Below are 25,512 nucleotides of genomic sequence, written 5' to 3'. Positions count from 1 at the left end.
CGGTCGTTCGCCGTCTGAAGGGGCGTTGTACTGATCGGCAGTCCAGTATGCAAGCCTGAATCTATAACGAGCTGTTCGACCGGTCGTCGGTGAAGGCTGTCAATCATGCTAAGCTCGCGACCTCGTTGGCCGTCGAAAATGACTTACCGTGACCCAGCATTCTCCCGTATCCATTAGCCCGATCTGGCTTTCGCGAGAGCAATTGATCGATGCGCCCGAGCCTGAGATTCTCGACTGGCTGTTCCATCCGGACTCGCTCACGCGCAGGCTTGACCGTCTGTCCGACGGCGGTTTCAGTGTGCTGCCGCTGTTTGAGGGTTGGCAGCCTTTACGCAACGACGAATGCCTGGCCCTGAACCTGCCACTCGCCAGAGAAGGCTGGGTGCGCGAAGTGTATCTGCGCGGCAATGGCTGCAACTGGGTGTTCGCTCGTAGCGTAGCCGCTCGCAGCGCCTTGGAGGATGACGGCTTGCAGATGGACCGGTTGGGCACGCGTTCGCTGGGCGAGTTGCTGTTCAGCGACCCCGCGTTCACGCGTGGCATGCTTGAGGTGTGTCATTACCCTGAAGGCGGTCTGCCCCCTGCCGACGCCGCCTCGCAAATGACACCAGCGCTATGGGCACGCCGCTCGGTGTTCAGTCGCGGCGCGCTGAGCGTGCTGGTCGCCGAAGTCTTTCTACCCGCCCTGTGCAACAAGCTTCAAAACAAGGATTGCGTCTGATGTACCTGTCACTGCTCAAATCACTCAATCGCCTGAGCCCACGGGCTTGGGACTTCATTCAGTTGACGCGTATCGACAGGCCCATCGGCTTTTACCTGCTGCTGTGGCCCACCCTCTGGGCCATCTGGATCGCAGGTAAAGGCTCGCCCTCACTGAAGACCGTCGTGATATTCGTGGTCGGCGCGTTCCTGATGAGAGCGGCTGGCTGCGTGATCAATGACTTCGCCGATCGCAAGGTAGACGGTCACGTCAAACGTACAGAGCAACGCCCCTTGGTCAGCGACAAAATCAGCGCTCGCGAAGCGCTGGCGCTGTTTGCAGTGCTGGTCGTTACGAGCTTTGTGCTGGTGCTGTTCACCAATCCGACCACCATCTGGCTGTCATTCGGCGGCTTGGCCCTCGCCGCCACTTACCCGTTCATGAAGCGTTACACCTATTACCCACAGGTGGTGCTGGGCGCGGCGTTCTCGTGGGGCATGCCAATGGCGTTCACCGCCGAGACCGGCGACCTGCCTGCCGCAGCATGGCTGCTGTATATCGCCAACGTGCTCTGGACGGTGGGCTACGACACCTACTACGCCATGGTGGATCGCGACGATGACCTGAAAATCGGTGTGAAATCCACCGCTGTACTGTTCGGTGACGCTGATCGTGTGATCATTGCGACGCTGCAGGGTCTGGCGCTGGGCTGTCTGTTGCTGGCCGGCACGCGTTTCGAACTGGGCACCTGCTTCTATCTGGGGTTGCTGACCGCCGCGGGGTGCTTCGCCTGGGAGTTCTGGAGTACCCGCTTGCGCGAACGGGATGCCTGCTTCAAGGCTTTCTTGCACAATCACTGGGCCGGACTGGCCATATTTCTCGGCATCGTGGCCGACTACGCAGTGCGCTGAGGCAGCCGGTGGCATCTGCTGCTAAACGTGAATAAGAAAGCCATGCCGACCTCATTGCACGGCTAGCGTGCTAGCCTCATTCAAACCTGTCACACGACTGCAATAATTCCGTTATCTAATGCGCCCCAAGACAGTTAAATGACAAGAGGTTCAAGCATGGTTGGCAGGAGCATTCTGATCGTTGACGACGAAGCGCCTATTCGCGAAATGATCGCCGTTGCGTTGGAAATGGCCGGCTATGACTGTATTGAAGCCGAAAATTCTCAGCAGGCCCACGCGATCATCGTCGACCGCAAGCCGGACCTGATTCTGCTCGACTGGATGTTGCCAGGCACGTCCGGTATCGAACTGGCTCGCCGCCTCAAGCGTGACGAGTTGACCGGGGATATCCCGATCATCATGCTCACTGCCAAGGGCGAAGAGGACAACAAGATCCAGGGCCTGGAAGTAGGCGCTGACGATTACATCACCAAGCCCTTCTCTCCTCGCGAGCTGGTTGCGCGCCTCAAGGCCGTACTGCGCCGCGCAGGCCCAACGGATGGTGAAGCGCCGATAGAAGTCGGCGGTCTACTGCTTGACCCGATCAGCCACCGTGTGACGATCGATGGCAAGCCGGCAGAAATGGGCCCCACCGAATACCGCTTGCTGCAATTTTTCATGACCCATCAGGAGCGCGCCTACACCCGTGGTCAGCTGCTGGATCAGGTTTGGGGCGGCAACGTGTATGTCGAAGAACGCACCGTTGATGTCCACATCCGTCGCCTGCGCAAGGCCTTGGGCGATGCCTATGAAAATCTGGTGCAGACCGTGCGCGGCACAGGCTATCGCTTTTCCACGAAAAGCTGACAGCTGCTTTGTCGGCGCAGGCAATGTGGGCAGTGCGGATCAGACAAGGATTTACCCTTAATTGAATCAAAATTGGCACGGCACTCTGATACGCCACATGTTGTTACTGGTCACTGCCTGCCTGATAGTCGGTCTGATCAGTGGGCAATATGGCTGGAGCCTGGCCACGGGGCTGGGTCTGTATCTGGCCTGGACCCTCAAACAGCTTCTGCGCCTGCACGACTGGCTGAGCAGCCACAAAGCAGACGAGCCGCCTCCGGACGGTTACGGGTTGTGGGGTGAAGTGTTCGACAGCATCTATCACCTGCAGCGCCGCGACCAGCGTGTACGCGGGCGCCTGCAGGCGGTCATCGACCGGGTTCAGGAATCGACTGCGGCCCTGCGCGACGCTGTCATCATGCTCGACAGCGATGGCAACCTGGAATGGTGGAACCGCGCAGCCGAAACCCTGCTAGGCCTGAAAACACCGCAGGACAGTGGCCAGCCCGTCACCAATCTGGTGCGGCACCCACGCTTCAAAGAGTATTTTGCGCTGGGCGACTACAGCGAGCCTCTGGAAATACCTTCGCCAACCAACGACCGTCTGCGCATCCAGTTGCTGATTACCCGCTACGGCAATAACGAACACTTGATGCTGGTACGCGATGTCACCCGCATCCATCAACTGGAGCAGATGCGCAAAGACTTCGTCGCCAACGTTTCCCACGAGTTGCGCACGCCACTGACCGTTATCTTCGGCTACCTGGAAACACTCCTCGATAACGTGGAAGAAGTGAACCCGCGCTGGGTTCGTGCGCTGCAACAGATGCACCAGCAAGGCGGTCGCATGCAGACGCTGCTCAACGACCTGCTGTTGCTCGCCAAGCTGGAAGCCACGGATTACCCTTCGGACAACAATCCGGTAATCGTCAAGACGCTGCTCAAGACCATCACGGCTGACGCCAACGCCCTGTCAGGCAGCAAGAACCAGCAGATCCACCTCAGCCTCGAAAGCGACATGCGCCTCAAAGGCAGTGAAAGCGAGTTGCGCAGCGCGTTCTCAAATCTGATTTTCAACGCGGTCAAATACACCCCGGCAGAGGGCGTCATCCATATCCGCTGGTGGGCCGACGAACGTGGCGCGCACCTGAGCGTGCAGGATTCCGGGATCGGCATCGAAACCAAACATTTGCCGCGCCTTACTGAACGCTTTTATCGCGTCGATACCAGCCGCGCTTCCAACACTGGCGGCACCGGACTTGGCCTGGCCATCGTCAAACATGTGTTGCTGCGCCACCGCGGCAATCTCGAGATCAACAGCGTTCTTGGCAAGGGCAGCGTATTTACTTGTCACTTTGCCAGCGGCCAATTGTCCAAACCCTCGAACGACGACTAGGCAATCGTGCTTTCAGCCGCTACATTGCCGGGTTCATGGCGTCTTGTGACGCGACAATACCCTCTTCCTGTCAATACGGACCCTGCAAAACCCCATCATGGACCCTTCCCCTAGTTTTAACCTGTCTTCACTCTTCGCCGACTTCGGCATGATTCTTTTTGCGCTGTTTCTGGTCCTGCTCAACGGCTTTTTCGTTGCGGCAGAGTTCGCCATGGTCAAACTGCGCTCGACCAAGGTTGAAGCCATCGCCGACAAGAACGGCTGGCGCGGACACATTCTGCGCAAGGTTCACGGCCAGCTGGATGCCTACCTGTCAGCTTGCCAACTGGGGATCACTCTCGCCTCGCTCGGATTGGGCTGGGTCGGCGAGCCGGCCTTTGCACACCTTCTGGAGCCGTTGCTCGCTGCATTGGGCGTGGACACTCCGGAACTGATCAAGGGCGTGTCGTTCTTCACCGCCTTCTTCATCATCTCCTATCTGCACATCGTCATCGGTGAGCTGGCCCCCAAATCCTGGGCCATCCGCAAGCCAGAGCTGCTGTCGTTGTGGACGGCGGCTCCGTTGTACTTCTTCTACTGGCTTATGTACCCGGCAATCTACCTGCTCAACGCCAGCGCCAATGCCATTCTGCGCATCGCTGGCCAAGGTGAGCCCGGCCCGCATCATGAACACAGCTACAGCCGTGATGAACTGAAACTGATTCTGCACTCCAGCCGTGGCCAGGACCCCAGCGATCAGGGCATGCGCGTGCTGGCTTCAGCGGTCGAAATGGGCGAGCTGGAAGTGGTCGACTGGGCCAACTCCCGCGAAGACATGGTCTCGCTGGATTTCAATGCGCCGCTCAAGGAAATCCTCGCCCTGTTCCGTCGCCACAAATTCAGCCGTTATCCGCTGTACGACGCCGAACGCGGCGAGTTTGTCGGGCTATTGCACATCAAGGACCTGCTGCTGGAGCTGGCGGCGCTGGATCATATTCCAGAGTCCTTCAACCTGGCGGAGCTGACTCGTCCGCTGGAGCGCGTTTCGCGGCACATGCCGCTGTCGCAGTTGCTGGAGCAGTTCCGCAAAGGTGGAGCACACTTTGCCGTGGTCGAAGAGGCTGACGGCAAGATCGTGGGTTATCTGACCATGGAAGACGTGCTCGAAGTGCTGGTCGGCGATATTCAGGACGAGCACCGCAAGGTAGAGCGGGGCATTCTGGCCTATCAGCCGGGCAAGCTGCTGGTGCGTGGTGACACGCCGCTGTTCAAGATCGAACGCTTGCTGGGCATTGACCTGGACCACATCGAAGCCGAAACACTGGCAGGCCTGATCTACGAAACCCTCAAGCGGGTGCCGGAAGAAGAAGAGCAGATGGAAGTCGAAGGCCTGCGCATCATCATCAAGAAGATGAGAGGCCCGAAAATTGTCCTGGCCAAAGTGCTGAAACTGGATTGATACACACAGCGTGAGAGTTCCACATTCTCGCGTGTAGCGCGGCACATATCTATATGACGCAGAGCGTCATGAACTGCATGCCAACGCGGAGCATTGGCACGATAGGGTTCTAACACCTATCGCTCCGCACGCTCCAGCGTGGGAATGCCGTTCTGGACGCGCTCTGCGTCCGACCTTGAACGTGCGTGAGGGCATATTTAGGACGCAGAGTTATGTGAGTGCAGGCAGCTCTGCGGCTAATTCCCGCCCACCGCAAAGTTGGGCAGGCTCTGCACCGGGGTGGCGAATTCGTAGGGGATCGATACCAGTTCACTGCCGTTATTGCGCTGTACGACAAAGTGCAGGTGCGGGCCGGTGCTGTTGCCGGTATTGCCTGAGCGTGCCAGCGCAGTGCCCACATTGACCCGCTGACCTTCACGGACGCTCACAGAACCCTGCATCAGGTGCAGATAAACGCCCATCGTGCCGTCTTCATGCAGGATCCGCACAAAATTGCCCGACGGATTCGAGCCACGCCCAGACTGGCTATTTTCGATCTTTACCACCGTGCCGCCACGCGCCGCGATGATCGGCGTGCCTTCAGGCATGGCGATGTCCATCGCGTAACGACCCTTGATCCCGAAATGACTGTATTTGCCATTCGGTCCCTGGGTCAGACGGAATGGACCGCCAATCCAGGGCAGTGGGTATTTATAGGCCTGTACCCTGCCTTTCGGGTCGCCCAGCGTCGAGGTCAGCATCGACGCGTAATTCATTGGTTTGCTCGCCACTTTGGGGCTCAGCACCACAACCCGCTGGTTGCTGCGTGCCGGAATCGTACGACGCAATGTCGTTGAAGAGCCAGCGACGCCCAGCACGTTGGTCACACTGGAGAGCCTGACCTCGACTTCGACCGGCGCATACAGGTCGTTGCGAACATACAGGCTGTGTATGCCCCGGTCGCGTCTGACACTCAAATGCACCTGCTGATCGATACGCTCGACCATGCGGTCGCGAAACACCATCACCGATGCACCTGGCGTAGGGCGATCCGAAAACGACACCACGCCACCCGCATCGGTAAATTTATAAATCGTGACAGCACCCACCGACTGGACAGTCAACGTCAGGGCAAACAGGACGAGCAGGCGTTCAAGCATCGGTGAGGGTCGGGTTCATGGGCACTGAACGCCAAGCCTATCAGCCTTGCCGGCAGAATAGGACTCGGCGGTATCAATCGGACATGAATAACGCGTCAACAAAGCCGCGCCAGCGATCAACTGCCCTGGTAGTCCTTCAGGTAGGTGACGGAAAACTGTGCCTCCGGAAAGTCCAGCTTCAAGCGAGGTAAAACGAATCCGCCACAGGAGCGGCACGTGTCCATCACAGTGAACACTTTGATATGCGTCAGACGGGTAGACGCCATGTCTTCCTTGAAAATGGTTGCGATAAGACGCTCTGAATCAAGGTGACGCTCGAATTTACTGACCACCAGTCGACCAGCATCGCGTATCACTGGCAGGCTGGTGAAACCCGGATCCGGCGCGCGTCCCGCCATCCGGGCCCGCGCATCTCGATAGATCACACCGTCAATGACCCGCTCGGTCTCATCGACAAGATCGAGCTTAAGCTTGAGGCTTTTCGCTCTGCGCCCCCCGGAAAGCGCGTAATACACGATCCGCTCACCGGCCTCGGTATGCGCCTGCAGGAAAGAAAGGTTGGCTCCCTTGACCTGATTCATGATGCTGCGTGCTGCCTTGGGCTTCACAATGCTCTCCAGGCCCAACCTCTCCCATCGGACCGGCGAGCCCTGTGCAGGCAGCAGATGGTTCAGGACCTCCACAATATGCTGCTGTTCCGGCAAGCTTCTTTGGATGACTTTCTGAAAGTCCGGAATGCTGTCTCTGGTCAGCTCCACGAATCGTTTCTGAATGAGCTCGCCAGAGAGGATATTGGCGGCGTACCCCATAAGCCTGTTTTTTTGCTGATTGGCGGTACACCACTCAGCGTACTCCTCGTAGCGGGTGATCTGTTTCCCCCAGGCAACGCTCCATGCTTCTCGCCCGGCGTCGTCCAGAAGATCAAACAGCAGCCGCGCAATGTTTTCCTGATCTTGTTCGGCATGTGGAAAGTCACGGACCAGTCGGTACTGTTCGGATAGGCGAAGGTATTCGCTAATCTCCTCAGCAACGGTCACGCGAGAAAACTTCAGCTCGGTCGAACCCTCGACAACGACTGGCGCCTTGTAGAACACCCCGCTGTCAGGTTCGATGAAAATCCAGGGCATCCCATCGGTGTCGAAACGGATGCCGCGCAATGTACGGGCATCGTTGATGCCGGAAGCGATGGGGCCAACCTCGACAACCGGCATGTGCTCATAGATCCATTGCGCATCAGAAACGACGAAATTCTCCGGCAGCCCCAGCAATCCTTCGCTTGCAAGCACGCCTGCAAGTTCGGGCAGGTACACAGGCGCTTCCGGCAGGGCAAACAGCGCCCGCTCAGCATCGGCAAGCGGCATGACCACTTTCCCGGCAGGCGCTTGCGTTGAAGTAGAAGCGACCACTTCTCCGGCATCGGCCCATTTGCAGATCTTGCCTTCGTTGACAAATACATCAATGGACTCGTTACCAGACTTCAGCCTGTCCAGCCTGAACTCGCGAGCGTCCATGGCGTTGCTGGGGTATTTGCCGGTACGTTTGGGTGAAGTCGAGCCATCTCTTACAGGCTCCGGTGTTGGTGTTTTCAGCCTTACACCATCGGTACACGGCAGCGAGATCAGATCGCGTCGGACCCGGCAGACGTTTTCGGCCTCAAGCAACCATTCCGAGCGTTGTGAAAGTTTCTCGGCCTTGAGCTTACGCAGCGCAGCATCGGGCGCATACGCGTCCAGGCGGTAGAGGTGATCATCGACACGTATCTGGAAAACACCCGCGTCTCTTTCGCTTGCAAGCACGTGGCTGTCTTCGGCAATACAGACCTCGTAAAAACCATCCTCAACTTCAATAAGCGGGGCGATAGCCGGGTAATGGTCAGGGCCAATGCGCTCCTGCGCTGAAAAAACCGAAAATTCGCTGAGATCGTGACCGGACAAAGGCGTCAGCCTTTTCCCGAACGGCGCATCAGACAGCGGATCGGATAACCTGAAATCAGGCTGCTCCGGCGTACCGGTATTGCGTACGACCACACCGGACTTGCCATCCACCTTCACAAGCAGGTCTGAAACCGCGACATCCGGCAGCAGTTGCTCTGCGTTTTCGGCAAGCCTGTACATCCCCTTGTCGAGATGCATACCGGCTTCAAGTGCGGACTGCGATGCAAACACATCACGCAGAGACGGCAGCTCGTCCAGCAAAGCAGCCCAGCTTCGCGCGCCTATTCTCAGGCCCGCCTTGCCAAGGTCGTGCAGGGCGAATATCGCGCTCTGTTTTGCCAGCCCGGTGATCAGCGTTTTGACCGCAGTAGCGGCAACTCTGGCGACTGATTCCACACTCATTTCACCGGCCCGCAGGATGATTCGGGCAGTCGATCCGGCAAACTGCCCCAAAGGAATGAGCAAGAAGGCAGCATCCATCACACAGCTTATGATCAGCCCGCCTGAGCGGCCACCGGCGGAAAGATCCTTGATGCACCCGTAGAACGGAATGACCAGACGAGCAGCGAGGTCAGCGTACTCGCGCTCCTTGGCCCAGGTCTTTTCCCATTCGGTCTCGTGCAGATGCAGCACTTTGCTTTGCTCAAGGAAGTCAGCCAGCAAATGTAACGCCGCTTTGTTCGCCAGGGCCTGCAAATTACCCGGCTCATCAGCCTGGGTGAAGTAGACCAGTTCGGCAGAAGGTACGAGCATGCCTTGCTGTGGCCTGTGGTAAGCCCGCGTGGAGCGGGAAACAGAACCCGAAAGGTAGGCGTCGCTGTCCATTGGAAGCAGTGGCGTGACCCGGGCCTCTTCGATACGTCGCTGATGTGCATCTTTAAGGTGGAACGCCTCGATGATCGAAACAGTGCCAGACCACGTGACGTCCTCGACTTCATAGGTGAACGCCTGATGGACTTCACCGGCGACGCCCGCTGCCGGGATCAGCTGGAAAAAACGCTCTACCACAGAATGACCCTGAAAATCATTGAGGTGGTCGCCTCGCTGACACCGGACAAAAAGTCCCTGCGTGCCTTCTTGCGATTCGAACCGGACCCGACTGAGTTCGCATGTCGAATTCAACAGGTCAGCCCGGTCTCGCGGCTGCATTTCCGATAGCAATCGTTCGATGATGCCAGCTTGCGCGCTGACCATAGCCCCCTGAAAAAGATCGAAAGCACTGGCATAGGCTTCAGGAACCGCAGGCTGCCCCTCGATATACACCTCACCCATCATCACCAGTTCGATAACCGACGCCTGTGGTCTACCCGCAGCCAGCAAGCGGTCGATGGAGTATGAAGCTGCAACCGTGAACCCGTGCTCCTGCAATATCGGCCAGTGCTCGATGCGAATGCTCTTGTCCCAAAGCCGCCAGTCGACACCCGCCTCTTTCAACATGTGCTGTGCCAGACGCTTGCGGTCCGGAGGGCTGGACCCAAGCAAGCTGTTCAGCTCGCGAGCATGCGCCGCCTGCTGCGCGTGCAGATAAGCCAGCGCCTGGCTGACCTGCTCGGCACCAGCCTGATGAATATCGTCATTAACCGGCTGCTGAACGACGCCCTGCGCAATCGCGTAACGCAACGCCGGGACAATCAGCGTTCTGGTCCACAGGGCCTGGACATTAGCATCGGTGGATTGGCCCAGGTCAACGCTGACCTTGATCAGCTCATCGTAGGGAGTGATCTGCGAAAGGCCCGGAGACAGCGCCTCGACCAGTGCAACGCCGTGAAGGAGAGCCACACTCTGCAACGAACGACCGTATTGAAGATGATCAGGAACGCCGCCTACCAGCAACTCAGGCATCGCCTCGCGCAGGAACAGGTAGCACATGATGTCGAGCGTGCTGGACGTAGCATCGGGAAAGCCGGTGTGCGTCAGCTTCACCAGCATGTCGTGCAACTGCGTATGGCTGTAATCACAGACCCAGCCACCGCGCAGAGCCTTTTCGAGTGGCTGGCCGGCGATCTGCACAGCGCCTGCCAGGTGATCGGCGATCACTCGTCCGGCCAGTGCCTGGGTGATGAACCATGAGGTCTGTTCATCACCCTGACCGCCGTACCAACCCATGTAATCGAGCAGCGGAGCAAAGGCGGACTTGAACTGTGCCGTCTGGCTCAGCGCATGCCATGTCTCCTGGGCACTGAACCGTAACGCGCTGCCATGAGTGCCGGGTTCACACAGCAGTTCAATGCCCGATTGCTGAAGCAAAGCGCCTACATCATGAACGGTGCCCCAGATGTCCAGTCGTGGGACATCAACATTCAGGCTCTGCGCAGTGGGCAGCGGCTGGTTCGCCTCGGTGCTCGAATCCAGCACAGGCATGAGCAATACGGCAGCAAGCGCAATCAGGGACTCGAACGATAATATCGAGTGCTCATGCCTGAGGCTGATGGCCAGCGAAAGCACGCGCATTCCCGACACTTCGGTTGCATTGTGAATCGCCGTCTTGAGCCAGGGGGCATTGCCCGGGTTGACGATGCGGGTCGCCATGCTGCGCAGGTACTCGGCTCGGTTCGCGGCTGCCATGGCAGTTGCCGGATCAACCTGCAAATCGCTGTCGGCCCATTCGTGTCGGGGAATCGCTGCCAGTCCGAGTGCAATCGACGCTTGCACGTCAGGCGAAGCCAGTTGTCGGGTGAGCGAACTCGACAGGGCTTTGTCACGGTACTCGGCAGGTGGCGTCAGCCTGCCAAGGGCCTGGCAGAAAAGACCCAGATCAGAGCGTATGTCGGTGACGGGGGCTGGCTGATCGGAGGCGGTGTTGCTGGCTGATTGAAGCGCTATTGGGGGCATTGAAGTGTTTTCCAGTGGTTATTTGCATTTTCATGCGACTGGAAAAACTAAATAGAACGGCGAGTTACGGCGATAGCGGAACATGCGCACCAAAGATGCGGGAAAAGCCGACGCGGGGTGTCGTCCTGGCGCAACAAAAACTCGTCATTTGCAACGCAGCCTTCCCTCACACCTTGCAGGACCAGGCCTGAGAGCCTCGTACCCAAGGCTCTACAGGACCTGTCGATGACGATAAGTCACCTATCTTCAGACTGACGCGGGTATCAGGCGCCCGGAATGAAGTGCTTCTGCGCCGTACCGCGTGCAATCAGGCGCGACAGGTAGTCAAGCTTCTGCGCATCCTGATCCACAAAGCGGAAGGACACTTGCAGCCATTCGCTGTCGGGTTTCTGCTCGAAGGCCGCAACCGAATGCAGATAACCATTCAGACGCGCCACTTCATTGCTCTCGCCCTGCTCCAGGTCCAGAACAGCACTTTCAAGGACCTGCGGCAGGTTGTCGCTGTGACGCACTACCAGCGTTGCTTCCTTGAGCGTCAGCGCCTTGATCACGCAGGGCTGTGTGCCACTTGGCAGGCGCAGCTGGCCTTGCCCGCGGCCAGTGGGCGCTGCCGACTTGATCGCAGCAGGCGCGGCTTTGGGCGCGCTTGCAGGCGCTGCAGCTGAAGCAGAGCGAACCACTTCAGCCTTGCCACCGGTCAGTGCGCTCAAGGAGTCATTGAGCGGCGAATTCATGCGCGCCGGCGCGGTGGACATGACCGCGTCCAGCTTGCCGACCTTGGCCAGCGCTTTCTTGACCTTGGTCAGCAACTGTTCGTTGGTAAACGGCTTGCCGACAAAATCGGTCACACCCGCTTGAATCGCCTGCACGACGTTCTCCTTGTCGCCACGGCTGGTCACCATGATGAAAGGGACGGTCTTCAGGTAGTTGTCTTGCTCACGGCACCATGCCAACAGCTCAAGGCCCGACATCTCGGGCATTTCCCAGTCGCACAGGATCAGATCGAACTCTTCTTTGTTCAATAAAACCTGAGCCTTGCGCCCGTTGACTGCATCCTCGGTATGGATCCCGGGGAAATAATTGCGCAGCCCTTTCTTGACCAAGTCGCGAATGAAAGTCGCGTCATCCACCACCAATACACTGACTTTACTCATCGACGCTCCTGCGGGCGTGTTCACCTGAGGGCGAACTGCGATATGCCAACACGCCCTTTGTTTCGGCAAGCATAGCGTTGACTGATAGCCAACAGCCATATTGATTGACTGCGCCGCGACTTTTTAACCCGCAGGCGACGGAAATATTGCGCTGCACAATGAAAAACGCCCAGCGCGTGCTGGGCGTTTTTCTCGCAGGCAATCTTACTTATCGTCAGCGGCGCCCGGAACATTAGCGGTTTCGCTCGAGATACCCTGCACTTCTTCCTTCATGCGCTTGAGACCCATGTGTCGCACGTCGGTACCGCGCACCAGATAGATCACCAGCTCGGAAATGTTGCGGGCGTGATCGCCGATGCGCTCCAGAGAGCGTAGCACCCAGATCACATTCAGCACGCGGGAGATCGAGCGTGGATCTTCCATCATGTAGGTCGCCAGCTCGCGCAGGGCGGTTTTGTACTCGCGGTCGATGATCTTGTCGTATTGCGCGACCGACAAGGCCAACTCGGCGTCGAAGCGCGCAAACGAGTCCAGAGCATCGCGCACCATGTTGCGCACCTGATCACCGATATGACGCACCTCCACGTAGCCGCGTGGCGCCTCGCCCTCCTCACAGAGCTGAATCGCACGACGGGCAATCTTGGTAGCCTCGTCACCGATGCGCTCCAGATCGATCACCGACTTGGAAATGCTGATGATCAGACGCAGGTCGGAAGCCGCAGGCTGACGACGAGCCAGAATGCGCAGGCATTCTTCGTCGATATTGCGCTCCATCTGGTTGATCCGGTCGTCGACCTCGCGAACGCGCTGCGCCAGGCCGGAATCAGCCTCGATCAGTGCCGTGACCGAATCGTTTACCTGCTTCTCGACCAGGCCACCCATTTCGAGCAAATGGCTGCGAACGTCTTCGAGTTCAGCGTTGAACTGCTGGGATATGTGATGCGTATGGCTGTCTTTGTGGATCATGCTGGGTGTCCTTGGAACGTCCGGTTTAATTGCGAAAACGCAGCGGTGGTTCAGGTCTGACGAAGCACGTCCTAGCCGTAACGACCGGTGATGTAGTCTTCAGTCTGTTTTTTGGCCGGGTTGGTGAACAAGGTATCTGTATCACCGAACTCGACCAGCTTGCCCATGTACATAAATGCGGTGTAATCCGACACCCGAGCCGCCTGCTGCATGTTGTGGGTAACGATCACAATGGTGTATTTGGATTTCAGTTCGTAGATCAGTTCTTCGACTTTAAGGGTCGAAATCGGGTCGAGTGCCGAACAAGGCTCGTCGAGCAGCAGAACTTCCGGCTCTACGGCGATGGTTCGGGCGATCACCAGACGCTGTTGCTGGCCGCCGGACAAGCCCAGTGCCGACTCGTGCAGCCGGTCCTTGACTTCATCCCACAATGCAGCGGCCTTCAAAGCCCACTCGACAGCTTCGTCGAGCACGCGCTTCTTGTTGATCCCCTGGATACGCAGCCCATAGACCACGTTTTCATAAATCGTCTTGGGGAACGGATTCGGCTTCTGGAACACCATGCCGACGCGGCGGCGCAATTCAGCAACTTCCTCGCCCTTGGTGTAGATGTTGTGACCGTACAGGTTGATCGCGCCTTCAACACGACAGCCATCGACCAGGTCGTTCATGCGATTGAAACTGCGCAGCAACGTTGATTTGCCACAACCGGACGGCCCAATGAACGAGGTCACTTTCTGCTTCGGGATGTTCAGGGCGATATCAAACAGCGCCTGCTTGTCGCCGTAAAACAGATTGAGACCGGGCACTTCGATGGCCACGGTTTCGTCGGCCAGATCCAGGCCTTGTTTGTGACGCCTCAGGGCCGACATGCTCATGCCGCGGGTCGGGCTTTCGTGTTGCATGGATTGCTCCTGTGCGAACCATTCGTTCATCGGGCCACCCTCCTTGAGAGGGGGCACACGGATCAGTTGTCGAGCGCCTTGTACTTTTCCCGCAAGTGATTACGGATGCTGACCGCCGACAGGTTGAGCAAGGCGATCACCAGCACCAGCAGCAATGCAGTGGCATAGACCAGCGGACGCGCCGCCTCGACATTAGGGCTTTGAAAGCCCACGTCGTAAATATGAAACCCCAAATGCATGATCTTCTGATCGAGGTGCAGGTAAGGATAGTTGCCATCCAGCGGCAGCGACGGTGCCAGCTTGACCACACCGACCAGCATCAACGGCGCGACCTCACCGGCTGCACGGGCCACTGCCAGTATCAGGCCGGTCATCATCGCCGGGCTGGCCATCGGCAACACAATCTTCCACAGCGTCTCGGCCTTGGTCGCTCCCAGCGCCAGTGAGCCTTCGCGCAATGACAGCGGAATCCGCGCCAGCCCTTCCTCGGTCGCCACGATCACCACCGGGACCGCCAGCAGCGCCAGTGTCAGCGATGCCCACAACAGCCCTGGCGTACCAAAGGTGGGCGCCGGCAGTGCTTCGGGAAAGAACAGACGGTCCACCGAGCCGCCCAGCACATAGACAAAAAAGCCGAGTCCGAACACGCCATACACAATCGCAGGCACACCGGCGAGGTTGTTCACCGCAATGCGGATCAGCCGGGTAACCGGCCCCTGACGTGCGTACTCGCGCAGGTAGACCGCCGCCAGCACGCCAAACGGCGTCACGATCACGGCCATGATCAAGGTCATCATCACCGTACCGAAGATCGCCGGGAAGATGCCGCCTTCGGTATTGGCTTCGCGGGGGTCTTCGCTGAGAAATTCCCAGAGTTTCTGGAAGTAGAAACCCAGCTTGGCCTGGGTGTCCATCGCGTTGGGCTGGTAGGCGTGCACCACCTTGCCCAGGCTGATTTCAATTGTTTTCCCGTTGGCATCGCGCGCGGTCAGGCTATCGCGATCAAAGGCTTTATGCAGCCCCTCAAGACGCTCTTCGATAACGTTGTAACGCGCATCCAGCTCGGCGCGCTCTGCTGCCATGTCAGCCTGAGCAGCGGCATCGAGGCTGCCGGCCAGTTCCAGTTTGCGGGCGCGCAATCTCAGGCGCTCAATGCCGTGGTTGATGGCGCCAATGTCTTTCTTTTCGAGGCTATACAGTTCGTCGGCGAGCTTTTCGACGCGCTTGATCCGCTCCTGCAGAGTCGGCCAGGCTGCTTCGCCCTCAGCCACGACCCTGCCGTCCTCCTTGACGTTGACCAGGTAGCCGTAGAAGTTGCCCCACTCGCGGCGCTCCAGTGTCATCAATGTTACGGGGCGGCTTTGTTCGGTCAACCACTCCCCGATTACCCAGGTGAAGTCACTGGGGTTGAGGTCACGGTTGCCGACCTTGAGCAGTTGGCGGGTCATGAACTCCGGCCCTTGATCAGGCACCGGCAGGCCTGCGCTTTTCAGTCGGGCACGCGGCACTTGCTCTTGCTCGACGCGCTCACCGACCAGAACATGGGCTTGCTGACCAGGCACCGCATATTGCGAGGCTATCAGATCGGAAGGCCAGAAGTGCCCCAGGCCACGCACGGCAATCACCGCCAGCAGGCCAATGGTCATGATGACAGCAATGGCAACGGCACCCGCGCTCATCCAGACGCCGGGGGCGCCGCTTTTGAACCAGTTCTTGAGGGAGTTCCGTTTCACGAACTTCTACCTTCCTTTACAGCGACGAGTATTGCTTGCGCAGGCGCTGACGAATCAGCTCTGCGAGGGTGTTCATCACAAAGGTGAACATCAGCAGCACCAACGCCGCCAGAAACAGCACCCGATAATGACTGCCGCCGACTTCCGACTCCGGCATCTCCACTGCGACGTTGGCGGCGAGGGTACGCATGCCTTCAAACAGGTTCATGTCCATGATCGGGGTGTTGCCGGTGGCCATCAGCACAATCATGGTTTCGCCTACTGCCCGCCCCATGCCGATCATCAACGCCGAGAAAATACCCGGGCTGGCAGTCAGGATCACCACCCGCGTGAGTGTCTGCCAAGGTGTCGCGCCTAGCGCCAGAGAACCCAGGGTCAGGCTGCGAGGCACACTGAACACGGCGTCTTCGGCAATCGAGTAGATGTTCGGGATGACCGCGAAGCCCATCGCGATACCCACCACCAGCGCATTGCGCTGATCGTAAGTGATGCCCAGTTCCTCGCGAATCCACATGCTCATGTCGCCGCCGAAAAACCAGCTTTCCAGATGCGGGCTCATGCTCAGCGAGAACCAGCCGACCAACAGCACCACCGGGATCAGAATCGCGCCTTCCCAGCCATCTGGAACACCCAGACGAATGGAGTCAGGCAGACGGGCCCAGCAAAACCCTGCCAGCAGAATCCCTATCGGCGTAAGCAGCAGCAGGCTGAAAATCCCCGGCAGGTGGCCTTCCAGATAAGGCGCCAGAAACAGTCCGGCGAAAAAGCCGAGAATCACAGTCGGCATCGCCTCCATCAGCTCGATCACCGGCTTGACCTTGCGGCGCATGCCCGGGGCCATGAAGTAGGCGGTGTAGATGGCCGCTGCAACGGCCAGAGGCGCGGCCAGCAACATGGCGTAGAACGCAGCTTTCAGGGTGCCGTAGGTCAACGGCGCCAGGCTCAGCTTGGGCTCGAAATCGGAATTGGACGCGGTGGATTGCCAGACGTATTTGGGCTCGTCGTAATTCTCGTACCAGACCTTGCCCCACAGTGAACTCCACGACACTTCGGGGTGCGGGTTATCCAGCGCCAGCGGCAACAGCTTGCCCGAGCTTTCGATCAGAATATGATTGGCGCGTGGCGACATCGCCAGAATTCCGGGGCCCTCTGCGACCTTCTCGACCAGCAGTGTGCGATGAGCCGTGCTGTGGAACACGCCCAGCCTGCCCGAGGTGTCCAGCGCGATAAACCCTTTGCGACGCTGCTCGGCCTTGATCTGATCGATCGGGGCGCTACTCATCTTGAAATCACGGATGCGCATGAGGCGCTGTTCGCCATCCGTATCACGTGCCATGAACCACTGGGCCATGCGGCCTCTGGAGTCGCCGATGATCAGCGAAATGCCGCCCACCAACTGGGCACTGGCAGTGATCTCGGCAGTACCGTCTTCCAGCAACTTGTAACGACCGTTGAGGGAATGATCCCGCAGACTGAACACATCGGCCTGCGCCCGGCCATTGATGACATACAGCCAATGCTGGCGTGGATCGATATAAATCGCCTTGATGACAGCGGAGGTCTGCGGCAACTCGATGCGCGTCTGCTCGCGGGTCATCTCGCCGGTCATCAGGTTTTCTTTTTGCGCGAGCGACATGACGTGCAACTGAGTGCCGGTGGAACCTGCCACTTTCAGGCTGTCCGCATCCGCGCTGACCGTCACATGCTCGACCGCACGCCCCGCCTCATCCAGCACCAGCGGCGCCTCGCCGTAGGGCCAGGCGATGCTCGGGGTGATGGTTTTCTGATTGTCCGGGTAGGTGGTCAGATAAGAATGCCTGAATATCAGCACCTGCCCGTTTGACAGGCCCAAGGCGATCAGCGGCGCACCCGGCTGATCCTTGCCGATGGAAGCGACGGACACGCCGGCAGGGAGCGGCAAGGCCACGCGATGCAGTTCGGTGCCGTCCTTGATATTGAAGAAGATCACCTCGCCCTTGTCGGAGATGCGCATACCGATCAGGTTCTGCTCTTCAATCGTGATCAACAGCGGCTTGCCGGCGTCCTGCATCCAGCCAGCATTAAGTGCAGGCTCGGTGGTCAGGCTTGCACCCTTGAACAGCGGCGCAACGACGTAGGCCAGATAGAAGAAGATCAGGGTGATGGCTGCCAGCACGGCCAGGCCGCCAATAGCGACATACCAGTGGGTCAGGCGATCCTTGAATGCACGAACACGACGCTTGCGCAGCATCGCAGGCGTGTTGAAATCGATCCGCTCGGGAGGCGAACTCTGATTCATCGAGGATTTGAACAGCTCATTCATGCGCACACACCGTAACCGCCTTGTATGACAAAAACATTACAGCAAGGTGACGCAAGAAAGCCCGCTGCCCGATAAAACCGGCAGCGGACTGTTCAAATTGTGCGCAGGCCAGTCCATTTAGCCTCGCTGAATCAGGATTATCTGGCCATCACATCACTCGTACCTTGCGACAGACCGAGTTCGGTCATGGTCCTTTCCACCACTCGGGCAGGCAGCGGGATGTAGCCGTCTTTCATCACCACTTCCTGGCCCTGCCTGGACAGCACCAGTTTGATAAATTCTGCCTCCAGTGGCGCCAAAGGCTGGTTGGGCGCCTTGTTCACATAGACGTACAGAAAGCGCGACAGCGGATAAGTGCCGTTCAGGGTATTGGCTTCGTTGTCTTCGACAAACTCGCCACCCTCCTTCCTCGCCAAGGGTACGGTTCTGACGTTGGAAGTCTTGTAGCCGATACCCGAGTAGCCAATGCTGTTAAGCGAATTGCTGATGGAGCTGACCACCGAAGCCGAGCCGGGCTGTTCATTGACGTTGGCTTTGAAGTCGCCCTTGCACAGGGCTTCTTCCTTGAAATAACCGTAAGTGCCTGACACCGAATTGCGACCAAACAGCTGGATCGGCTTACCTGCCAGATCGCCGGTCACCCCCACGTCACCCCAGGTCTTCGCATCAGCTCTTGCCCCACACAGCCGGGTTACAGAGAAAATCGCGTCCACTTGCTCCAGGGTCAGGCCCTTTATGGGGTTGTCCTTGTGGACGAACACTGCAAGTGCATCCACCGCGACCGGGATGGCCGTCGGTTTGTAGCCGTGTTTCTGCTCGAAAGCCGACAGCTCTCCGTCTTTCATCTTGCGGCTCATCGGCCCTAGATTGGCGGTGCCTTCGGTCAATGCAGGCGGGGCCGTAGAGGAGCCAGCCGCCTGAATCTGGATATTCACGCTCGGGTATTCCTTCTTGTAGGCCTCGGCCCACAGGGTCATGAGGTTGGCCAGAGTGTCCGAGCCGACACTGGACAGGTTGCCCGACACACCGGAGGTCTTGGTATAACCCTTGATGGCAGGATCGACGGCAGCGAACGCATTGGCTGCCGATACTGCGGCGGTCACCAGTGTCAGTGCTGTCATCAAACGCTTGAATGTCATGCCTTGCACTCCTGGCAGGGTGTGTCGGTGCCCACCAGCCTCACCGGCCAGCGTGTGACTACTGTATGAATTGATTATGACAAAAAGATGAAAAGGCCGTCCCCTCAACAAAGGGACAGCCTTTTCTGTATTGCCACGCAGGCCGTTATTTCAGACCGGTACAATCAACGCTTTCTGACCAGCAGGAACACGCCGATGGCCATGCCCAGGCCACACAGAATCGCGACATACCAGGCCGGCCCCATCGGGCTGCTTTTAAGCATGAACGTCACGACCATCGGCGTCAGGCCACCGAAAATGGCATAAGCAAGGTTGTAGGAGAACGACAACCCGGAAAAGCGCACAACCGGCGGGAAGGCCTTGACCATCACGTAGGGCACTGCACCAATGGTGCCGACAAACAGGCCGGTCACTGCGTACAGCGGAAACAGCACCTCAGGGTGACTGCCGAGGACGTGATAGAACGTCCAGGAGCTGACCAGCAGCCCGGCACTGCCCAGCAGAAACACCCAGCCGGCCCCGAAGCGATCCGCCAGTGCGCCCGCCGCGATGCAGCCGATGCTGAGGAAGACGATTGCCAGGCTGTTGGCCTTTAATGCGGTGGCCGCCGGAAAGCCATAAATGGTCTGCAGGATGGTCGGCGTCATCAGGATCACAACGATGATGCCGGCCGACAGCAGCCAGGTCATCAACATCGACAGTGCTACGGCACCGCGATGATCACGCAAAACCGCCTTGAGCGGCACCTCTTCGGCCAAAGCCTTGCGCAGTTGCAGTTCGGCAAATACCGGTGTCTCGTGCAGCAGGCGGCGCAGGTAAACCGACATCAGGCCGAAGACCCCGCCCAGCAGAAAAGGAATACGCCATGCGTAGTCGGACACTTCAACCGGGGTATAGATGCTGTTGATCGCGGTAGCCACCAGCGAGCCCAGCAAGATGCCCGCCGTCAGGCCGGCAGTCAGCGTGCCGCAGGCATAGCCGACGCGACGGGACGGCACATGTTCGGACACAAATACCCAGGCGCCCGGTACTTCACCACCGATGGCAGCGCCCTGAATGACCCGCATCAACAGCAGCAGGATGGGTGCCCACATGCCGATCTGCGCGTAGGTCGGCAGCAAGCCCATGATCAGAGTAGGCACGGCCATCATGAAAATGCTCAGGGTGAACATCTTTTTGCGCCCCAGCAGATCGCCGAAGTGCGCCATGATAATGCCGCCCAGCGGCCTTGCCAGATAACCGGCGGCAAAAATGCCGAACGTCTGCATCATGCGCAGCCAGTCAGGCATGTCCACCGGGAAAAACAGCTTCCCGACCACCGCCGCGAAAAACACGAAAATGATGAAGTCGTAAAACTCCAGCGCGCCACCCAGAGCAGACAGCGACAGGGTTTTATAATCACTGCGGGTCAATGGCCGCGCAGGTTGCGTGGAACTTGGAGGAACAGGGGACATGACAAGGCTTCTCTTTGCTTGTTCTTTGATAGGGCATGCGACAGCTGCGCTGGCTGCTGCGGGGTGGCGTGCAGAAGCGATTGTCCGGAGCAATTGTGCAGATAGGCACCAAAATTGCGTGTACAGGCAGTCTTGTTACCTGTAGAGGTCCAGCACGATAGCAAATTGATTCGAAAAACACATGGCAAGAACGGTTCAAGTACGAAATGAAAACCCGGTAGTCGTTCTATGACGCTACGCCCGATATACTCCCGGGTCGTCAGCCGCTCTGGGAAGTTGTGCGAAAACGCCTGAATCAGGGGGTTTCGCAGAGTTTCCCTTAAAGGCCACACCCGTGCTGAGCACACAATGTTCATGCTCGGGGTGTTGAATGGCCCCCTGCTAACCGCGGCATACAATAATGAGAGTCATGGGTCAGAGGCACCCTAGGCATGATCGAGCTCGAACAAGAAGATCCAACTCCGCAAGGTGACCTTGCACTGCAAATTACCGCCCTTCCCCGCGAAACCAATGGCTTTGGTGACATCTTCGGCGGCTGGCTGGTGTCTCAGATGGACCTGGCAGGCACCGCAATGGCCAGCAAAGTGGCTGGAGGGCGTGTAGCCACCGTTGCGATTGACCGCATGGCGTTTCTGGTGCCTGTGGCTGTCGGCGAGCAACTGTCCTTTTACACCCGCACCCTTGAAGTGGGGCGTACCTCGATCAAGATGATGGTCGAAGTGTGGAGCGATGACCCAGTCACCAGCGAGTGGCGCAAGGTAACAGAGGCAGCCTTCGTGTTTGTGGCCATAGACGCCAGCGGCCGGACACGCTCGGTTCCCGCGCGGCGGTAAATCATCGTTCGGCTAGAGATTGGCTGCACGGGTAAACTCATCGAACGTGGAGCGGTCTATTTTCGTCACGGTCCTTGAGTGAGAACTTTGCATGCCAACATCCCCCGTTGAACCCTCTGTTGAATCCGTTCAGTACGATGAGCTTAATTGCTGGCGCATCCGCCACGGTGAAGCTGAACTGCTGATCGCTCAGCAAGGCGCACATATTCTCAGCTATCAAGTGGCCGGACAGCCGCCGCTGGTGTGGCTGAATGAAGAAGCTGTGTTCAAGAAAGGCAAACCGATTCGCGCGGGCATGCCCATCTGCTGGCCGTGGTTCGGCAATCTCGAACGAAACCCGCAAAGCGTGCAAGCCATGCGCAACAGCAGCGAGCCCGCCAAGGCCCACGGCGAAGTACGCGCGCTGGATTGGCAACTGCTGGGTATTGGCGAAGATGGCGATGCGCTGCTGGTGGAGTTTGTCCTGCCCGAAGCCGAAGGCCACCTGCCGGGCTGGCCGCACAACGTCGCCCTCAAACTGAGCATCCGCCTCGACCACGCCCTGAATGTCAGCCTGGTCAGCTATAACTGCGGCACAGAACCCGTCACCCTCAGCCAGGCGCTGCACACCTACTTCGCCATCAGCGACATACGCCAGGTCAGCGTCGAAGGGCTGGACGGCCTGAACTACGTCGACACTCTGGAAAACTGGGAAGAGCGCGAACAAGCCGGAGACCTGACATTCACAGGCGAAACCGACCGCATCTACAAGGACACGCCGGGCGTGCTCAGCATCGTCGACCCAGAGTGGCAGCGACGCATCCATGTTCGCAGCCTTGGTTCGAAATCAGCCATTGTGTGGAACCCGTGGGTCGAGAAAACCGCCAGGTTCACCGACATGGCGGCGGACGGCTGGCAGCGCATGGTCTGCGTTGAAACCGCCAACGTACTGGACGACGTAGTGACGCTTGCGCCGGACCAGATGCATGTACTGGGTGTGAGTATCTGGAGCGAGGCGCTCTGATCAAAACCTGGCCATCAAAGGTCCGACTCGACCACCACGCGGACCTTTGATGCATCCATCGCGTACGCAGCGTCGGCCAGGTCGTTATTGACCTTCTCGATCTTCAGCGTGCCTTCGACCCATAGCGGGGTGTAGATGTCATCCAGCTTCAGCCCCTTGGGGTAACGCACCAGTACCAGCTGGTTGGGCGGCGGTGGCGGAACGTGGATGCAGGCACCTGGATAAGGCACAAGGAAAAACAACGTGCTGTGCCCTTTGGCGTCGGTTTCGAGGGGGACAGGATAACCGCCAAGGCGAATGGCCTTGTTATTCATGGCAGGGACGGTCTTGGTCGAATACATGACCGCAGGCAAACCTTTGCTTTGTTTCAAGCCACCCTTGCTGTCGAACGTGCCCATGGCTTCCGGAGAGTTATGGTCAATCTCGGGCATGGCTTCGAGGGCTTTTTGATCCGACTTGGGCATCAGCTCAAGCCAGTCTGTCTCCGGCAATTGCGCGTGTGCAAGCCCGGATACCAGCAGAAGAGTCATCAACAGATAGCGACGCATGATAAAGCTCGGCAATGGGGAAAGAGTTGCCGCGCATTCTAGCCCTCTGCGCTGTGCAGAACAGAGGGCTGAACATTAAACGTTATTTCTTTTTGATCATGCCGTAGATAACCAGCAGGATGATTGCGCCGACCAGCGCGCCCAGGAAACCTGCGCCCTCGCCTGCATGGTAGATACCCAGTGCCTGGCCGCCATAGGTGGCTGCGAGTGAACCGGCGATACCCAGTACGATGGTCATGATCCAGCCCATGCTGTCATCGCCCGGCTTCAGGAAGCGAGCCAACAGACCAACGATCAGGCCGATAAAGATGGTTCCAATGATACCCATGCCATTTCCCTCTGTATTAAGTGAACATGCCAGAGCCTAAAGCAGCCCTGACCTAATGCTATCTGAGAACAGTGACAGGGAATGGTTCCGGCGAAATCGCGAGTTGGGGTCGAGGTGGAAAATTCTTCATGAATGGTGGGGCTGAACCGATCAAAAGCTGAACGCAAAGGATTGGCACGACAGTTAAAAAGCTTGTTCCGCATGTTACAGCGTGGGAATGCAGTTCACGATGCTCTGCGTCGCAAGGGGACGCAGAGCATCGGCACGAGCGTTATGGTTTGATCAGCGCTTCGACCTGTTTCACCTGCCGATCCAGCGTGGTACGGTCGGCACTGCGAACAGTGGCGTGACCCACTTTGCGGCCAGCCTTGAACGCCTTGCCGTAGTGGTGCAGGTGACAATCCTCTACAGCAATGACCTTTTCCACCGCCGGCACTTCGCCGATGAAGTTGAGCATGGCGCTCTCGCCGACCTTGGCCGTCGAACCCAGCGGCAAGCCGGCAACCGCCCGCAGGTGGTTTTCGAACTGGCTGCACTCGGCGCCTTCGGTTGTCCAGTGGCCGGAGTTGTGCACACGGGGTGCAATCTCGTTGGCTTTCAGGCCACCGTCGACCTCGAAGAATTCGAAGGCCAGCACACCGACGTAATCCAGCTGCTTCAGGACTCGACCAGCGTAGTCTTCGGCAAGGGCTTGCAACGGGTGATCGGTGCTGGCAACGGACAGACGCAGGATGCCGTTGTCATGCGTGTTGTGAACCAGCGGGTAGAAACGGGTCTCGCCATCGCGCGCGCGAACGGCGATCAAAGACACTTCACCCGTGAACGGCACGAAGCCTTCCAGCAGGCAAGGTACGCTGCCCAGTTCCGCGAACGTACCGACCACATCGGCTGCAGAACGCAGAACCTTCTGGCCCTTACCGTCATAGCCCAGGGTACGGGTTTTCAGAACGGCTGGCAGCCCGATACTGGCCACTGCGGCATCCAGATCAGCCTGCGACTGGATGTCAGCAAATGCCGGTGTCGGAATGCCCAGATCCTTGAACATGCTTTTCTCGAACCAGCGGTCGCGCGCGATACGCAACGCTTCGGCGCTCGGATAGACCGGCACGAACTGCGACAGGAACGCGACCGTTTCAGCCGGGACGCTTTCAAATTCAAACGTCACCAGATCGACTTCATCAGCCAGTTGACGCAGATGATCCAGATCGCCGTAATCGGCACGCAGATGCTCGCCCAGCGCAGCTGCACAGGCATCCGGAGCAGGATCGAGAAAGGCGAAGTTCATGCCCAGTGGCGTACCTGCCAAGGCCAACATGCGGCCGAGCTGGCCGCCACCGATTACACCGATCTTCATGGAAAAACCTCAGGCGTGGCGCGGGTCTGGATTGTCCAGGACGCTGTCTGTCTGCTCAGCGCGGAATTTCTTCAGCGCTGCGTGGAATTGAGGATGCTTTGCACCAAGGATGCTCGCCGACAGCAGTGCCGCGTTGATCGCGCCCGCTTTGCCGATGGCCAGCGTAGCCACCGGAATGCCGGCTGGCATCTGCACGATGGACAACAGCGAATCGACACCCGATAGCATGGAAGACTGCACCGGAACGCCCAGCACCGGCAGGTGAGTCTTGGCCGCGCACATGCCCGGCAAGTGAGCGGCACCACCGGCACCTGCGATGATCACTTCAATGCCTCGGCTTTCCGCTTCGTCGGCGTACTGGAACAGCAGGTCCGGCGTGCGGTGGGCTGACACCACTTTGACTTCGTAAGGGATGCCGAGCTTTTCCAGCATATCGGCGGTGTGGCTAAGGGTGGACCAATCGGACTTGGAGCCCATGATCACGCCAACCAGTGCGCTCATCGTCGTGCCTCTCATCGGGCGCCCGCAGGCGCGTCTTAAAACAACAAGCCACGCGGGGGAACCGGCGTGGCTTGTTGTACGAATAGTGACCGATTTAGCCGGCCAAAGGCCGCGCAG

At 58.5% G+C, this 25,512-nt stretch carries 20 protein-coding genes; 7 read left to right on the top strand and 13 right to left on the bottom strand.

Annotated elements, in window-relative coordinates; translation table 11 throughout:
• The first annotated feature begins 148 nt into the window (after window positions 1-148).
• The 5 genes from ALO43_RS16565 (at window position 149) to ALO43_RS16545 (ending at window position 5,270) form a co-directional block, all read left to right on the top strand.
• The gene (locus ALO43_RS16565; protein ID WP_042932813.1) at window positions 149-721 is read left to right on the top strand and encodes a chorismate--pyruvate lyase family protein; all 573 of its coding nucleotides are present in this window, start codon (window positions 149-151) and stop codon (window positions 719-721) included.
• Complete coding sequence (ubiA, locus tag ALO43_RS16560; protein ID WP_054997819.1) at window positions 721-1,611, top strand: 4-hydroxybenzoate octaprenyltransferase; 891 nt, start codon at window positions 721-723, stop codon at window positions 1,609-1,611. The genes ALO43_RS16565 and ubiA overlap by 1 nt, the downstream gene beginning before the upstream one ends.
• Window positions 1,612-1,767: 156 nt before the next feature.
• Window positions 1,768-2,457, top strand: a complete 690-nt coding sequence (gene phoB / locus ALO43_RS16555; protein ID WP_004881608.1) for a phosphate regulon transcriptional regulator PhoB — start codon at window positions 1,768-1,770, stop codon at window positions 2,455-2,457.
• Between the two features lie 97 nt (window positions 2,458-2,554).
• A complete protein-coding gene (gene phoR / locus ALO43_RS16550; protein WP_230855615.1) occupies window positions 2,555-3,832 on the top strand; it encodes a phosphate regulon sensor histidine kinase PhoR in 1,278 nt (425 codons plus the stop codon).
• 97 nt (window positions 3,833-3,929) lie between these two features.
• Complete coding sequence (locus ALO43_RS16545) at window positions 3,930-5,270, top strand: hemolysin family protein (protein ID WP_005895122.1); 1,341 nt, start codon at window positions 3,930-3,932, stop codon at window positions 5,268-5,270.
• A gap of 236 nt (window positions 5,271-5,506) precedes the next feature.
• On the opposite strand, the gene ALO43_RS16540 is transcribed toward ALO43_RS16545, so the two are convergent.
• The 9 genes from ALO43_RS16540 to ALO43_RS16500 form a co-directional block, all read right to left on the bottom strand.
• Window positions 5,507-6,409, bottom strand: coding sequence for a peptidoglycan DD-metalloendopeptidase family protein (locus ALO43_RS16540; protein WP_054997818.1), 903 nt, complete (start codon window positions 6,407-6,409; stop codon window positions 5,507-5,509).
• 116 nt (window positions 6,410-6,525) lie between these two features.
• On the bottom strand, window positions 6,526-11,175 hold the full coding sequence (locus tag ALO43_RS16535; RefSeq protein WP_054997817.1) for a deaminase domain-containing protein: 4,650 nt from the start codon (window positions 11,173-11,175) through the stop codon (window positions 6,526-6,528).
• A 263-nt stretch (window positions 11,176-11,438) separates the two neighbouring features.
• Window positions 11,439-12,329: a response regulator gene (locus ALO43_RS16530; protein ID WP_005895116.1), complete on the bottom strand. Its 891-nt coding sequence runs from the start codon at window positions 12,327-12,329 to the stop codon at window positions 11,439-11,441.
• 204 nt (window positions 12,330-12,533) lie between these two features.
• Entirely contained in the window at window positions 12,534-13,295 is a 762-nt protein-coding gene (phoU, locus tag ALO43_RS16525; protein WP_005895114.1) for a phosphate signaling complex protein PhoU, read from the bottom strand.
• Between the two features lie 71 nt (window positions 13,296-13,366).
• Entirely contained in the window at window positions 13,367-14,200 is an 834-nt protein-coding gene (gene pstB, locus ALO43_RS16520) for a phosphate ABC transporter ATP-binding protein PstB (RefSeq protein ID WP_005895112.1), read from the bottom strand.
• Window positions 14,201-14,262: 62 nt separating this feature from the next.
• Complete coding sequence (pstA, locus tag ALO43_RS16515; RefSeq protein ID WP_174518509.1) at window positions 14,263-15,879, bottom strand: phosphate ABC transporter permease PstA; 1,617 nt, start codon at window positions 15,877-15,879, stop codon at window positions 14,263-14,265.
• 70 nt (window positions 15,880-15,949) lie between these two features.
• Window positions 15,950-18,235: an ABC transporter permease subunit gene (locus ALO43_RS16510; RefSeq protein WP_053931748.1), complete on the bottom strand. Its 2,286-nt coding sequence runs from the start codon at window positions 18,233-18,235 to the stop codon at window positions 15,950-15,952.
• Between the two features lie 137 nt (window positions 18,236-18,372).
• Window positions 18,373-19,374: a phosphate ABC transporter substrate-binding protein PstS family protein gene (locus tag ALO43_RS16505; protein WP_005895103.1), complete on the bottom strand. Its 1,002-nt coding sequence runs from the start codon at window positions 19,372-19,374 to the stop codon at window positions 18,373-18,375.
• A 164-nt stretch (window positions 19,375-19,538) separates the two neighbouring features.
• A complete protein-coding gene (locus tag ALO43_RS16500) occupies window positions 19,539-20,828 on the bottom strand; it encodes an MFS transporter (protein WP_005895101.1) in 1,290 nt (429 codons plus the stop codon).
• 431 nt (window positions 20,829-21,259) lie between these two features.
• Here ALO43_RS16500 and ALO43_RS16495 point away from each other — a divergent pair, with 431 nt between their 5' ends.
• Together ALO43_RS16495 and ALO43_RS16490 are read left to right on the top strand one after the other, a co-directional pair.
• On the top strand, window positions 21,260-21,661 hold the full coding sequence (locus tag ALO43_RS16495) for an acyl-CoA thioesterase (RefSeq protein ID WP_005895099.1): 402 nt from the start codon (window positions 21,260-21,262) through the stop codon (window positions 21,659-21,661).
• Between the two features lie 91 nt (window positions 21,662-21,752).
• A complete protein-coding gene (locus ALO43_RS16490) occupies window positions 21,753-22,664 on the top strand; it encodes a D-hexose-6-phosphate mutarotase (RefSeq protein WP_054997815.1) in 912 nt (303 codons plus the stop codon).
• Window positions 22,665-22,678: 14 nt separating this feature from the next.
• On the opposite strand, the gene ALO43_RS16485 is transcribed toward ALO43_RS16490, so the two are convergent.
• The 4 genes from ALO43_RS16485 to purE all read right to left on the bottom strand — a co-directional run bounded on the left by ALO43_RS16485 (window position 22,679) and on the right by purE (window position 25,395).
• A complete protein-coding gene (locus ALO43_RS16485; RefSeq protein ID WP_024669526.1) occupies window positions 22,679-23,212 on the bottom strand; it encodes a DUF3299 domain-containing protein in 534 nt (177 codons plus the stop codon).
• A gap of 82 nt (window positions 23,213-23,294) precedes the next feature.
• Complete coding sequence (locus ALO43_RS16480) at window positions 23,295-23,540, bottom strand: GlsB/YeaQ/YmgE family stress response membrane protein (RefSeq protein ID WP_003378385.1); 246 nt, start codon at window positions 23,538-23,540, stop codon at window positions 23,295-23,297.
• 271 nt (window positions 23,541-23,811) lie between these two features.
• Window positions 23,812-24,894, bottom strand: a complete 1,083-nt coding sequence (locus ALO43_RS16475) for a 5-(carboxyamino)imidazole ribonucleotide synthase (RefSeq protein ID WP_054997814.1) — start codon at window positions 24,892-24,894, stop codon at window positions 23,812-23,814.
• Between the two features lie 9 nt (window positions 24,895-24,903).
• Complete coding sequence (gene purE / locus ALO43_RS16470) at window positions 24,904-25,395, bottom strand: 5-(carboxyamino)imidazole ribonucleotide mutase (protein WP_024669528.1); 492 nt, start codon at window positions 25,393-25,395, stop codon at window positions 24,904-24,906.
• Between the last annotated feature and the right edge of the window lie 117 nt (window positions 25,396-25,512).

It is taken from the genome of Pseudomonas tremae (assembly GCF_001401155.1).
GTDB lineage: Bacteria > Pseudomonadota > Gammaproteobacteria > Pseudomonadales > Pseudomonadaceae > Aquipseudomonas > Aquipseudomonas tremae.
This window is presented reverse-complemented; position numbering and strand designations above follow the sequence as displayed.